12 protein-coding genes are annotated in these 14,079 nt (G+C 50.6%); 8 read left to right on the top strand and 4 right to left on the bottom strand.

The annotated features are described in order from the left end of the window. The first annotated feature begins 15 nt into the window (after positions 1–15). The 3 genes from fkpB to rihC all read left to right on the top strand — a co-directional run bounded on the left by fkpB (position 16) and on the right by rihC (position 2,400). Positions 16–465 carry an FKBP-type peptidyl-prolyl cis-trans isomerase gene (gene fkpB / locus ABLV08_RS20830; protein WP_015368326.1) on the top strand — a complete coding sequence of 150 codons (450 nt, stop codon included), beginning with the start codon at positions 16–18 and terminating at the stop codon, positions 463–465. Between the two features lies 1 nt (position 466). Next, the gene (gene ispH, locus ABLV08_RS20825) at positions 467–1,417 is read left to right on the top strand and encodes a 4-hydroxy-3-methylbut-2-enyl diphosphate reductase (RefSeq protein ID WP_015368325.1); all 951 of its coding nucleotides are present in this window, start codon (positions 467–469) and stop codon (positions 1,415–1,417) included. A gap of 68 nt (positions 1,418–1,485) precedes the next feature. Then, entirely contained in the window at positions 1,486–2,400 is a 915-nt protein-coding gene (gene rihC / locus ABLV08_RS20820; RefSeq protein WP_045358831.1) for a ribonucleoside hydrolase RihC, read from the top strand. Between the two features lie 3 nt (positions 2,401–2,403). Here rihC and ABLV08_RS20815 read toward each other — a convergent pair whose 3' ends face one another. Beyond that, positions 2,404–3,342, bottom strand: a complete 939-nt coding sequence (locus tag ABLV08_RS20815; RefSeq protein ID WP_015368323.1) for a LysR family transcriptional regulator — start codon at positions 3,340–3,342, stop codon at positions 2,404–2,406. A 266-nt stretch (positions 3,343–3,608) separates the two neighbouring features. Here ABLV08_RS20815 and ABLV08_RS20810 point away from each other — a divergent pair, with 266 nt between their 5' ends. From ABLV08_RS20810 to ABLV08_RS20795, 4 genes are all read left to right on the top strand, one after another. Further along, positions 3,609–4,664, top strand: coding sequence for a 4-oxalomesaconate tautomerase (locus ABLV08_RS20810; protein ID WP_047077423.1), 1,056 nt, complete (start codon positions 3,609–3,611; stop codon positions 4,662–4,664). Between the two features lie 44 nt (positions 4,665–4,708). Next, on the top strand, positions 4,709–6,142 hold the full coding sequence (locus tag ABLV08_RS20805) for an anion permease (protein ID WP_285198288.1): 1,434 nt from the start codon (positions 4,709–4,711) through the stop codon (positions 6,140–6,142). Positions 6,143–6,221: 79 nt separating this feature from the next. Continuing rightward, positions 6,222–7,484: an SLC13 family permease gene (locus ABLV08_RS20800; RefSeq protein ID WP_047077421.1), complete on the top strand. Its 1,263-nt coding sequence runs from the start codon at positions 6,222–6,224 to the stop codon at positions 7,482–7,484. 55 nt (positions 7,485–7,539) lie between these two features. After that, positions 7,540–9,825 carry a hydratase gene (locus ABLV08_RS20795; RefSeq protein WP_348856226.1) on the top strand — a complete coding sequence of 762 codons (2,286 nt, stop codon included), beginning with the start codon at positions 7,540–7,542 and terminating at the stop codon, positions 9,823–9,825. Between the two features lie 69 nt (positions 9,826–9,894). Here the strand turns inward: ABLV08_RS20795 and ABLV08_RS20790 are convergent, their stop codons facing one another. Further along, positions 9,895–10,827 carry a LysR family transcriptional regulator gene (locus ABLV08_RS20790; protein WP_063410534.1) on the bottom strand — a complete coding sequence of 311 codons (933 nt, stop codon included), beginning with the start codon at positions 10,825–10,827 and terminating at the stop codon, positions 9,895–9,897. Positions 10,828–10,919: 92 nt separating this feature from the next. Between ABLV08_RS20790 and ABLV08_RS20785 the strand changes: the two genes are divergently transcribed. Next, positions 10,920–11,549 (top strand): alanyl-tRNA synthetase, encoded by a 630-nt coding sequence (locus ABLV08_RS20785; protein ID WP_045358820.1) that lies wholly within the window; start codon positions 10,920–10,922, stop codon positions 11,547–11,549. Positions 11,550–11,554: 5 nt separating this feature from the next. Here the strand turns inward: ABLV08_RS20785 and ABLV08_RS20780 are convergent, their stop codons facing one another. Then, positions 11,555–12,259 (bottom strand): response regulator, encoded by a 705-nt coding sequence (locus tag ABLV08_RS20780; protein ID WP_048230100.1) that lies wholly within the window; start codon positions 12,257–12,259, stop codon positions 11,555–11,557. Further along, positions 12,252–13,880, bottom strand: coding sequence for a sensor histidine kinase (locus tag ABLV08_RS20775; protein ID WP_048230101.1), 1,629 nt, complete (start codon positions 13,878–13,880; stop codon positions 12,252–12,254). Before ABLV08_RS20775 ends, ABLV08_RS20780 begins: the two co-directional genes overlap by 8 nt. Positions 13,881–14,079 lie beyond the last annotated feature (199 nt).

Genomic DNA, 14,079 nt, shown 5'->3' with positions numbered 1-14,079 from the left:
AAAGAGCAAACCTGCATGTCTAACTCTGTACAGAGCAACAGCGCGGTGCTGGTGCACTTCACGCTGAAACTGGATGACGGCTCCACCGCCGAATCCACGCGCGGCAACGGCAAACCAGCGCTGTTTCGTCTTGGTGATGCCTCGCTTTCCGAAGGGCTGGAGCAGCATCTGCTGGGGCTGAAAGCCGGCGATAAAACCACGTTCTCGCTGGAACCTGACGCCGCCTTCGGCGTACCTAGCCCGGATCTGATCCAGTACTTCTCTCGCCGCGAGTTTATCGACGCCGGCGAGCCGGAAATCGGCGCGATTATGCTCTTTACCGCAATGGATGGCAGCGAAATGCCCGGTGTGATCCGCGAAGTGAACGGCGATTCCATCACCGTCGACTTCAACCATCCGCTGGCCGGGCGTACCGTTCATTTTGATATTGAAGTGCTGGAAGTCGATCCGGCGCTGGAGGGGTAAGATGCAGATCCTGTTGGCTAACCCGCGCGGTTTTTGCGCCGGCGTTGACCGCGCTATCAGCATTGTCGAAAACGCGCTGACGCTGTACGGCGCGCCGATCTACGTTCGTCACGAAGTTGTCCATAACCGCTACGTCGTCGATAGCCTGCGCCAGCGTGGAGCGATTTTTATCGAACAGATTAGCGAAGTGCCGGACGGCGCGATCCTGATTTTCTCCGCCCACGGGGTTTCACAGGCGGTACGCAACGAAGCGAAGAGTCGTGACCTGACGGTTTTCGACGCTACCTGCCCGCTGGTAACTAAAGTCCATATGGAAGTCGCCCGCGCCAGCCGCCGCGGCGAAGAGTCGATTCTGATTGGCCACGCCGGGCATCCGGAAGTTGAAGGCACCATGGGCCAGTACAATAACCCCGAAGGGGGCATGTATCTGGTTGAGTCGCCGGAGGATGTGCTGACGCTGGAAGTGAAAAACGATGCCCGACTGTCGTTTATGACCCAGACCACGCTCTCCGTCGATGATACTTCTGACGTTATCGACGCGCTGCGCGAGCGCTTCCCGAAAATCGTCGGCCCGCGTAAAGACGATATTTGCTACGCCACCACCAACCGTCAGGAAGCTGTACGCGCGCTGGCGGAGCAGGCTGATGTGGTGCTGGTGGTCGGTTCGAAAAACTCTTCGAACTCCAATCGCCTGGCTGAACTGGCGCAGCGGATGGGGAAAGCGGCCTATCTTATCGACGATGCCACCGATATCCAGGAACAATGGGTTAAGTCTGCTGCCTGCGTTGGGGTAACAGCGGGCGCGTCGGCCCCGGATATCCTGGTGCAGAATGTGATTGCCCGTCTGCAGGAGCTGGGCGGCGGCGAAGCGGTGCCGTTGGAAGGCCGTGAAGAGAATATCGTTTTCGAGGTGCCGAAAGAGCTGCGTGTAGATGTCCGTGAAGTAGAATAAGTTCTTTCACCCAGCAGTATGAGAAGATGCCAGACTTAACGTCTGGCATTTTTTTTTGGGAGAAAACCATGCGCTTACCGATTATTCTCGACACCGATCCGGGTATTGACGATGCGGCGGCGATCGCCGCCGCGCTCTTCTCGCCGCAGTTGGATTTGCAATTAATGACCACGGTGGCGGGCAACGTCTCGGTGGAAAAGACGACCCGCAACGCGCTGCAACTGCTGCATTTCTGGAATGCCGATGTACCGCTGGCGCAAGGCGCGTCGATGCCGCTGGTACGTCCGCTGCGCGATGCCGCCTCGGTGCATGGCGAATCCGGCATGGAGGGCTATGATTTCGTCGAACATAACCGTCAACCGCTGGCAAAACCGGCATTTCAGGCGATCCGCGATGCGTTGATGCACGCGCCGGAACCCTTGACCCTGGTGGCCATCGGCCCGCTAACCAACATTGCCTTGCTGATAACGCAGTATCCTGAGTGCCTGTTTAATATTCGTCGGCTGGTGCTGATGGGCGGCTCGGCCGGGCGCGGTAACTTTACCCCCAACGCCGAGTTTAATATCGCCATCGATCCTGAAGCCGCCGCGAAAGTCTTCCAGAGCGGGCTGGAGATTGTGATGTGCGGGCTGGATGTCACCAATAAGGCGATGCTGAGTGCGGACTATCTGGTCACTCTGCCCACGCTCAATCAGACAGGCAAAATGCTTCATGCTTTATTTAGCCATTATCGCAGCGGCAGTATGAGCAGCGGTCTGAGAATGCATGATTTATGCGCTATTGCGTGGTTGGTTCGTCCGGATCTGTTTACGCTCAAACCCTGCTTTGTGGCGGTAGAGACGCAGGGGACCTGGACGGCTGGCGCTACCGTGGTAGATATCGAAGGGCGTCTGGGACAACCGGCCAACGCACAGGTGGCGCTGGATTTGGATGTCGCGGGTTTTCAACGTTGGGCGGCGGAGGTTTTCGCTCTCGCGCCGTGACAGTTATAGCTGCTGGTGTGAATCGACCACATTACACCATAACTCTCTCGCTTCATCCGTCCACATGAGCAGTAATAATGACGCGAAGCGTTCAGCCGCTGCGGAAAGAGGGCGGTTTTTAACGCGAATCATGCCAAGCGTGCGTCTGATTACCGGTTCGACCAGCGGCACGCTGACGACAGCGCTGTTGGCGTGATGCGGCATGGCCAGGCAGGGCAAGGCCGATATGCCAAGCCCCGCCTCGACCAGACCCAGAGAGGTGGATAAATGTCTGACTTCGTAAAACCAATCTAATTTCCATGGCTTATCCTGCAGGCAACTTTCAATCAGTTGCCGATTACCGCTCGAGCGTCTGACGCCAACTAATCTCTGCGAGACGAGCTCCCGCCATTCCACTAATTTTTTACTGGCCAGCGGATGATCCTGCCGGCAAGCCAGCACGAAGGGTTCATTAACCAGTGGGCTAAATTCGATGTCGGGATGTGTGATGAAGTTCATATTTATTCCAAAATCGACTTCGCCTTTTCTCACCGAGGCCATGCAATTTTCTATACCTTGTTCATAAATTCGAACTTTGATATGGGGGTAACGCTGATTAAATTGAACGATGGCGCGAGGTAAAAAATAAAATACCGCCGTCGGGATACAAGAAAGCGTTACCGTATCATGCACATTAGAAGTCAGGTTGCTGATGTTAAAAATGGCGGCATCAAGGCTGGCAATCAGTGACTTTGCCTTTGGAAGAAGCATTTTTCCTGCTTGAGTGAGCATGATTTTTCGGGTGGTTCGTTCGAAAAGGGCTGTATTGAGGTTACTTTCTATTTTTTGTATTTTGCGGGTCAATGCGGGTTGCGTCAGGTTAAGTACCTCTGCCGCTTTGCTAAATGAACCCAGCTCGGCAACAGTGACAAAAGCTTTCATTCCGGATAGTTCATTGTTCATTGCTGCTCCGTAATCAGAAATAAATAATTTATATATAGAATGGCTCTGTTAATTATTGCCATGACGATAGTAGTTATTAATGTTTTGTAGGTATAAGTCTTATTTTTATATTTTATCAATCACTATCTTCCTTGCAAGTAGAATCAGATGGTAAACGGTTGTGCGAGTAAATGAATAATAAAGTAAATAAAAAACTTTAAATACATTAAGCGCATTAAATTCACGCCCCGTTTATTTAATCTTTTTATATTTGTAAGGAACATGTTATGAAACAAATTCCGTGTGTTCTCATGCGTGGTGGAACATCAAAAGGCGCTTTCCTGTTAGCAGATGATCTACCAGAAGATATTCAAAAACGTGATGAAACATTATTAACTATCATGGGTTCTGGCCATGAACTGGAAATTGATGGCATTGGCGGCGGGAGTCCGCAAACCAGTAAAGTGGCTATTGTCAGTAGATCGACCAGCCAGCAAGCGGATATTGACTACTTATTTGTACAGGTCATTGTCAATGAGCGACGGGTTGATACTACGCCTAATTGCGGCAACATGCTGTGCGCAGTCGGCGGGTTTGCTATCGAAAAAGGACTTGTCGCGGCGAATTCCCCGGTAACGCGGGTGCGAATCAGAAACGTCAATACCAACACCTTTGTTGACGCAGACATTCAAACCCCGGGCGGCCAGGTTGTTTATGAAGGAGATACCCATATTGATGGCGTTCCAGGGCTGGCGGCCCCGGTAGGCCTGACATTCTTAAATGCCGCCGGGGCGAAATCAGGCCAGCTTTTCCCAACCGGCAACCGGGTTGATATTTTGGATGATATTCGCGTCACCTGTATCGATATGGCGATGCCGATGGTTATTATTCCAGCGCATAGCTTGGGTAAAACAGGGTATGAATCGGCGGCGGAATTAGATCAGGATAAGGAATTTTTTCAGCGCCTTGAATCAATACGTAAGCAAGCAGGCGCGGCAATGGGATTTGGCGATGTCTCGAACATGGTAATACCTAAACCAGTGCTGGTTGCCCCACCTCAACACGGTGGAACGCTGAGTGTTCGATATTTCATGCCCCACAACTGTCATAAATCGTTGGCCATAACGGGCGCTATCGGTCTGGCGAGCTCTTGTATTATTGCTGATACCGTAGTTAACGAGCTGACGAGAATATCGGGTGCGGGATTAATCAGAGTTGAACACCCTAGCGGAAGTATTGACGTCAATTTAAGTAATGCTAATGAAACTCCTGAAAATATTCGCGCATCGGTGATTCGTACCGCACGTAAAATTCTTTCTGGCATGGTTTATCTCCCTGAATAAATGCGGCTGCGCACTTATAAAATTCATTCAGGTAAGGGATTAAAATGGATAAAAAAACATTATGCAAGCTATTATTGCTTGTTGCTATTCCATTGCTTATTAGTCTATTTCCGGCCCCGGCTGGGTTGACTGAACTTGCATGGGTATTGTCAGGTATTTATCTGGCTGCAATTGTTGGTTTAGTGATTAAACCATTTTCTGAACCAGTCATACTGTTAGTCGCTGTGGCTGCCTCCATGGTTGTCATTGGCAATTTAGGTGATGGTTCAATAAAATCATCGAGCGTATTAAGTGGCTATGCATCAGGTACCACCTGGTTGGTGTTTTCTGCATTTACCTTAAGTGCCGCTTTTGTTATTACTGGTTTAGGTAAACGGATTGCATATATTCTTATTGGCAAGATAGGGAGTACCACACTTGGCTTAGGCTATGTTACCGCCTTTCTGGATCTGATTCTTTCACCCGCGACACCGTCGAATACGGCCCGTGCTGGCGGTATCGTATTACCTATCATCAATAGCGTGGCTGTCGCGCTAGGATCGGAACCAGAGCATACGGCAAAACGCGTTGGTCATTATTTAATGATGAACGTCTATATGGTTACCAAAACCACCAGTTATATGTTCTTTACCGCCATGGCGGGTAATATCCTGGCGCTCAAAATGATTGAGGATATTTGCCATATCAAATTGAGCTGGGGCGGATGGGCATTGGCTGGCATATTGCCAGGCTTAATCATGCTGTTACTGACACCGCTTATAACCTATAAGCTATACCCGCCCGAATTAAAAAAAGTAGATAATAAAGCCATTGCCAAAGAAGGTCTTGAGTCTTTAGGGCCGATGACCTTACGTGAAAAAATGCTCTCCTGCTTGTTTGTGATGGCGTTAGCGGGTTGGATATTTAGCACTTCTCTTGGGGTTAATGAATCAACGGTGGCGATTTGCGTCATGGCGTTGATGCTGATATTAAAAATTGTTACCTGGGATGATGTCATTAAAAATAAAGGTGGCTGGAACACGCTAATTTGGTACGGCGGTATCATTGGTTTGAGTTCTTTGCTTTCCAAAGTTGGTTTTTTCTTGTGGTTGGCCGAGTTACTGAAAGATAACATTTCATTTGGTAGCCATAGCACGCTGGCATTCGTTGTCATCGTCGCGTTGAGTATACTGGTTCGTTATTTCTTTGCCTCGGGCAGCGCCTATATTGTGGCGATGGTTCCGGTCTTTGCCATGCTGGCGAATGTTTCCGGTGCGCCAGTTATGTTAACCGCTTTAGCGCTGCTGTTTAGTAATTCCTATGGCGGTATGGTCACCCATTATGGTGGTGCTGCCGGCCCGGTCATATTCGGGGTTGGTTATAATGATATTAAATCCTGGTGGATTGTTGGCGGTATATTAGCGCTATTGACTTTTATTCTGCATATCACCGTTGGGGTATGGTGGTGGGAATTATTAATGTACTGGAAAGTGATTTAACTTGAAGTTTATAAAACGCTGCATCACCTGCTTAGACTAATTATTAAATTCACACGCTGAAAAGAGGTGTTATATCTTTATGTCACCAGTAGCAATTACATTGTCACTGTTGTTATTTTCAATTGTGATGTTTGTTTGGGAAAAAATCCCTCTGGCCGCTACGGCTATGATCGTCTGTATTACTTTAGTTGTAACAGGTGTTTTTGATGTAAAAACGGCTTTTGCGGGGTTTATTAATCAGAACGTTATTTTATTTGTGGCAATGTTCGTGGTTGGCGGCGCCTTATTTGAGACAGGGGTGACGGATAAAATTGGCGGAATCGTTACCCGTTACGCTCGCTCGGAGAAACAGCTCATCGTTATTATTATGTTGGTTTGCGGAATACTCTCTGGTTTTCTGTCTAATACGGGAACCGCTGCGGTACTGATTCCGGTGGTCATTGGTGCCGCGGTTAAGTCCGGCTATGCGCAATCCCGTTTGTTGATGCCATTGGCGTTTGCTTCAGCGTTGGGCGGAAACTTATCGCTTATTGGCTCGCCGGGTAATCTGATCGCCCAGTCAGCTCTGGAGCAAGTCGGGCAGCGCTTCGGTTTTTTCGAGTATGCCAAACTAGGTATCCCCATGCTGCTTTGCGGGATCATCTACTTTTTGACCATCGGTTATAAACTGCTGCCAGCGCAATCTGTGAGTACTGCGGGGAAATCAGAAAAGAGCAGGAAAGTTGACTGTCCAAAATATAAGCAAGTAATTGCTGTTTTAGTGTTGGTATTTACCGTACTGGGGATGATTTTTGAGAACGTCATTGGTTTGCCGATTGCTATTATCGGTTCAATTGGCGCTTTATTCTTGGTTATTACACGAGTGATTACTGAAAAACAGGCGTATCAGTCAATTGACTCGCAGACGATTTTCCTTTTTGGCGGCACATTAGCTTTAGCGAAAGCACTCGAAACCACTGGCGCTGGTGCAATCATGGCCCACTCAATTATCGATCTGCTTGGTCAACAGGCTTCACCGTTCTTATTGTTAAGTGCCGTTTTGATTATTTCCTGCGTATTAACCAATTTTATGTCGAATACCGCAACGGCGGCCTTGCTTATTCCCATTGGCCTGTCTATTGCAAATTCAATGGGCGCTGATCCGCGAGCGGTGTTGATGGCTATTGTCATTGGCTGTTCATGTGCCTATGCGACACCGGTTGGCACGCCGGCGAATATGATGATTTTTTCCGCCGGGGGATATCGGTTTATGGATTATGTCAGAGTCGGATTACCTCTGATTGCCATCTCGGTAATTGTCAGTTTTATTTTGCTGCCGATATTCTTTCCTTTTTATTCGTAGAGTCACGAAGAAAAGAACACCGTTATTATTTAATCTATCTTAAAGGATGCTAGTCATGATCAAATTACACGATCGTGGGGTATATTTATCCCATCAGTACGGGATCATTCCGGAAGAGGAGTGCGCAAATCCTGTCGCTAAAGATATTGCGCGGAAGGGAACCATCGCCTGGTCAATACTGTCAGCACATAATATTTCTGGCGATGAACAGAAATTAAAAATAAAGTTTGATTCCATGGCTTCCCATGATATCACCTTCGTGGGCATCATCCAGACGGCTAAGGCCTCTGGAATGACGCGCTTTCCCTTGCCGTATGTTTTAACCAATTGCCACAATTCACTTTGTGCAGTGGGCGGTACCATTAACAGCGACGATCATATTTTTGGTCTTACATCAGCACAGAAATATGGCGGCATTTATGTACCGCCGCATATTTCCGTTATTCACCAATACATGCGCGAGATGATGGCCGGCGGTGGCCAAATGATACTGGGCTCGGATAGCCATACGCGTTATGGCGCGCTGGGGACGATGGCCGTCGGTGAAGGCGGCGGTGAGTTAGTTAAACAACTATTGGGAAACACCTGGGATATTGATTATCCCGAGGTCGTCGCGGTGTTTTTAACCGGTAAACCTGCCGCTGGCGTTGGCCCTCAGGATATTGCGCTGGCAATGATTGGTGCGGTATTCAAAAGTGGTTATGTGAAGAACAAAGTGATGGAGTTCGTCGGCCCCGGCGTGGCCAGTATGTCGACCGACTACAGAAACAGTATTGACGTCATGACTACCGAGACCACCTGCTTATCCTCCATCTGGCAGACCGATGAAGAGACGAAAAACTTTTTGCGGCTTCATGGTAGAGAGAAAGACTATCGGGCGCTGTCAGCCAAAGAGATGGCTTACTACGATGGCTGCATTGAGATCGATTTAAGCACCATCAAGCCGATGATCGCGCTACCGTTTCATCCTGCCAATGTCTATGAAATTGATACGCTTAATCAGAATTTGCCGGATATTTTACGCGAAGTTGAAATTGAATCTGAGAAAATCTCGCTGGGGCGCGCGAAGCTATCTCTGTTGGACAAAATAGAGAATGGCAAATTACGCGTTCAGCAGGGGATTATTGCTGGTTGCGCGGGAGGAAACTATGTCAACGTGGCGCAGGCGGCTAATGCCCTGAGGCATCATTCCTGTGGCGACAATATTTTCTCACTTTCTGTATATCCCTCCTCTCAGCCGGTGCTGATGGCGTTAACGAAAAGGGGGATGATCAATGATTTAATGAGCGCGGGCGCCATTATTCGTACCGCATTCTGCGGCCCTTGCTTTGGCGCCGGCGATACCCCGATGCATAACGGCTTGAGCATCCGTCATACGACGCGTAACTTTCCGAACCGTGAAGGTTCCAAGCCTGGAAATGGGCAAATGTCAGCGGTGGCGCTGATGGATGCGCGTTCAATTGCCGCGACGGCCGCTAACGGGGGATTGTTAACCTCGGCGGCGGAGCTTGATTGTTGGCACGAAGCTCAGGAATATGAATTTGATGTTTCCCCCTATAAAAACCGGGTTTATCAGGGATTCGTTAAAGGTGTTACGCAGCAACCGCTGATCTATGGCCCAAATATCAAAGACTGGCCGGAAATGAATGCGTTAACGGATAATATTCTGTTAGCCGTTACTTCAAAAATAATGGATCCGGTGACCACTACCGACGAACTGATACCATCAGGTGAAACATCATCGTTTCGTTCAAACCCATTAGGTCTGGCGGAATTTACCCTTTCCCGACGCGATCCGCAGTATGTGGAGCGGGCTAAAAAAATTGCCGCCATCGAGCAACAACGCGTCAATGGTGAAGATCTTTGCCGTTTAAATCCACAGCTGGAAAATATATTTTCCCAGATACGGCTGCTGCCGGGTCAGGAAAATATTACCGCGGCACAGACGGAGATCGGTAGCATGATCTATGCGGTGAAACCCGGTGATGGCTCGGCGCGAGAGCAGGCGGCCAGCTGCCAGCGAGTACTTGGCGGGCTGGCAAATATTTGTCAGGAGTACGCGACCAAGCGCTATCGTTCCAATGTGATTAACTGGGGAATGCTGCCGCTGCAGATGAAAGAGGCGCCTGATTTCGAGGTCGGCGATTTTATCTATATCCCGGCAATAAAAAGCGCGCTGAAGGGCGAGTTAAGTGATATCACCGCTTTTGTCGTTAGCGACCATCGCCCGGTGCAGCAGATAACGCTGTATATGGAGAAATTAACTTCATCAGAACAAGATATTATCAAAGCAGGTGGCCTTATTAATTATAATAAAAATCAATTAATAAACGGCCATTAATTGATTCCAATCCCTGCTGGCAGCTATTTTGCTGTCAGCAGATGAGCTTCTGGAAAATATGAACACGTTTTAGTTGGCGGCTGGCAATGTGTTGCCTGCGTTCAGTGTCGGCACCTTCTCGCTAAGAAAATCAATCATTGCCCGCATCCTGGCGGGCATATGCTTATGGCCTGCCCATAACAACCACAGATTGCCGGAATAGCTGCTGATAAATTCCCACTCCGCCAGCACTTGCACAATTTCACCCTTTGCCAGCGCTTCGCGAGCGGTAAACAGCGGCAGACTGCCGATACCCAGATGTTGCTTAACGGCATCGAGACGCACGGCGGTGTGGTTAGCGGCGTAGCGCCCATGCGTCTGCACCGTTTCGCTTTTGCCTTCGCGACGAAATTTCCACCGCGCGTCGGCGGGCGTTTCGCCAAGGCTGATACAGCTATGCGTACGCAGATCCTGTGGGGTATGCGGCATTCCGTGGCGCTGTAAGTATTCCTCAGTGGCGCAGATGAGATGAGCGATCGGCATCAGTGGTTTGCCATGCAGGCCAGGGGAGGGGCTATGGGTGATGCGTAGCGCCAGGTCAATGCCGTCATCGATAAAATCAAGGTCGCGGTCTTCCAACCGTAAGCAGACGTCTACCTGCGGATATTGGTTGAAAAAGCTCATCATTAGCGGATGTATGACAAAGCGTCCGACGGCCTTCGGCACGCTCAGGGTGAGTTTACCTTGCGCCACCGTCTGGGTACTCCCGGCGGAGTCCATGGCCTGTCGCGCTGCTTCCAGCATTTCAAGCGCAGGTTCATACACCGCTTTCCCGGCATCGCTCAGCCGTAGTTTGCGTGTGGTTCGGTGCAGCAGCTTGCAGCTCATTTCCTGCTCCAGCCGCGAGACGCTGCGGCTCACGGCGGAGGGGGTAAGGCCGTTCTGGCGGGCGACGGCGGAAAAGCTGCCTTGCTCGACAATTTGTACAAAGAGGGCGAGGTCAGGTAGAAGATTCAAATTCATTTGTGCCCTCGGAGCAAAAGTGCATTGGTTGTAGAAGAGATTATCGCTGTCAATATTATCAATATACTGTGCTGACAGAGAGGAGAACAACCATGACTGAACGTGTTTATTACGCCAGCGACGCCACCGAAGGGCGTGCTCTGATTATCGGCTGTCGCGCCGAAGCCGATGGCCGTTACGCCATTGAACTTGATCGTACGCTGTTCCATCCGCAGGGCGGCGGCCAGCCGTCGGATAGCGGCTGGATCGACGAGCAGGTCGTAATGACGGTCGCTACACGCGGCGATAGCGTACTGCATATCGTTGAGCAGCCGCTGCCGCTGGGCGAGGTGAAGATACGAATCGATGCCTCTGCGCGGCAGCTACATGCCCGCCTGCACTCAGCCGGTCATTTGCTGGGGCTGGCAGGCGAGCAGTTTGGCTGGCGGCCGGTGAAGGCGCATCATTGGCCGGGAGAGGGGCGGATTACGTTTGCTGCCGGCGCTGGCGCCGTATTACCGGAAGCCAGCGCACTGCTGGCGCAGGTGAGCGCGTGGCAGCAGCAGGATTTACCGCGCCGCATCACCTTCGCTAATGGCTTGCGCGCGGTGGGATTTGGCGAGCTACCGGCTTATCCCTGCGGCGGTACCCATGTTGCCAGTCTGGCGGCGCTGGGGAATATTGTTATCAGCCAGCTGAAAATGAAAAAAGGGCAGATGATCGTCAGCTATAACCTCGAGTAAGTGTTTCAGGCATGCTCCGGATAGGGATGTTTGCCGCGATAAATGCGCTCCGGTCGGCCGACTTTGCCATAACTGATTTCCGCTTCCAGAAAATCGTTTTTAACGCCTTGCTCCAGATAGCGGCGGGCGGTGGTTTTACTGCTGCCGAGGATGCGAGCCAGAGAGTCAGCGGTATGCACCACTTCCGGGGCGGAGAACAGCTGCAGCACGCGATGAAAGGTACTTTCATCGATCCCGCGCAGCGGCGCGCCGGCAGGTTCTGTTTGCTCGCGAGCCTGAATATTAAACAGGGCGTCGACGTGGGTCTGGCTGGCCTGTTCGCTTGAACGCAGCGAACTGCGGTAGCGGGCGAAGCGCTCCAGGGTGTGTTGTAAACGTTGATAGTGCACTGGCTTAATCAGGTAATCAAATACCCCCAGACGCAGGGCTTCACTGATGGTATCCATATGATTATCAGCGGTAATAAAAATGATTCGCCCTTTGTAGTTGGTGCTGACGGCGTGGCGAATCAGATCCAATCCCTTGCCATCAGGGAGAAAGTTATCTAACAGGATCAGCTGCGGCTGGTAGAGACGCAGCATTTTTTTTGCGCTTTCCAGTCTATCCGCAATGCCGATAACGTTGAACTGGGGGAACTGTTTGATGGTATCCACCAGGATTTCCGCCAGCATAGGTTCGTCTTCAACGATAAGAGTAGTAATGCTATCCATGATGTTCATCTCGGGTCAGGGGGATATAAAGAGTAAAGATGGTGCCAAAAGGAATATTATTTTCGACGACGATACTGCCGCCTGCTTGATCTACGTAACTGCGTACCAGCCAGAGCCCAATACCGTGATCGCCGCTGGCGCTGCTGGTGACGCCGCGTTCGAAGATCCGATCGCGTAGCGCCTCGTCAATGCCGCAACCCTGATCGGCGATCTCGACAATCAGTTCATGACCATCGCTGTTAATCAAACATTCGATCTGTTTCGATCCCAGCGGCTGGCGCAAAGTGGCATTGTAGGCGTTGTCGAGAAGATTCCCCACGATCGAGATCCATTCGCTGTGCGAAAGCGCGCCGGGAAGTTTATCGACGAAACAGGATGGGTCGAACACCAGTTCAAGGCCGAGCTCTTTGGCCCGGTAATATTTACCGATCAGTAACCCGGCAAGGTGATTATCCTGGAAATTACGCGCAATAAAATCGAGCACCTTCTGGTGGCTTTCTGACTGTTGCTGAATCAGATCCAATGCGTGATCGTAGCGTTTGAGAAACAGCAGTCCGGCGATAGTCGAGATCAAATTACGGTGTTCATGCTGTACGGCGCGCAGGTTATCGGCGTACTGTTGCACCTGGCTGAGCTGCAGGCTGAGGGTATTGATATCATCTTTGCTACGGAAACTAATTACCCATCCCTGGGGCGCATTATTTAAGATCACCGCCATACGGCTGGCGATCACTTTGATCTGATTAAAAGTGACGATCGCGTCTTTCTTATTCTCGTGAGGCGCATCGTAGAAGAAGGCCTCTTGCGAAATAACGCTGCTGATCCCTTTGCCGATTAGCGTCGGCTCTGGCTGGCTCAGATTAAGCAGACGGCGGGCGGTCTGATTTATCGCGGTTATTTTATAGTTTGAGTCTATGGCGATAAGCCCTTCAAACACCGATTCAAAGAGCACGCTTTGCTGGATGAGCAGTTGCGATAGCTGCTGGGGCTCCATATTGAGCATCTGCTTTTTGATATGCAACGAGAAGCGGCGGGCGCAATACAGCAGCAATAGCAGGATGATCGCCATCGGGATCAGTAGCGAGCTTATCTGCAGGCTGAGCCAGTTTTCTAACTGTTCAATGGTATAACCGACCGACACGATGCCGATGACTTTGCCGGTGGCGTCCTGCACCGGCGATTTACCCCGTAACGATGATCCTAGCGAACCTTTGCGTACCGAGACATAGCTTTTGGCGTTATACAGCGCCTCATCGCTATCACCACCTTCCATTGATTTACCGATTTCGTCAGGGTTGACGTGATAAAGACGCTGCCCGTTGGCGTCGCCGACGGTGATGTAGGTGGCGTCAGAGAAGGAACGCATGGGGTCGATAAGCTCTTTAATTCTGGCGAGATCGCGTTTCTGTACCGCTTCCACCAGCTCCGGCATTGCCGAAATCTGCATTGCCTGAATTAATGCCCGTTGCCCGACCTGGTAATGAAGACGTTCCTCGGTAATGTCTGTCAGATACCACGACATGCCCAGCATGACGACAGTCGAGGTAAATAAGATCAGCAGGAAGATGCGGTTTTGAAAGGATCGCCTTGCAAACCAATGGGTGATTTTGCGGGTAGACATAGGGCCGATAGACATTAAATAGTTAGTTTCCTCGTTTGGCGGCCTGCGTGCTACCAGATGGCACACAGATCCAATAATTTCAGAAAAGCACCCGTTCAAAACCATTGAATCGGGCGCTGGTGTGGTAGCCCGGATAAGGCGACTGCCGCTATCCGGGAACCTCTCCCCGGTGGCGCTGCGCTTACCGGGGCTACAAACC

The organism is Klebsiella sp. CN_Kp088 (assembly GCF_040064335.1).
Taxonomy (GTDB): Bacteria; Pseudomonadota; Gammaproteobacteria; order Enterobacterales; family Enterobacteriaceae; genus Klebsiella; species Klebsiella aerogenes.
The sequence above is the reverse complement of the archived record's forward strand: the minus strand, read 5'-3'. Positions and strand labels throughout refer to the sequence as shown.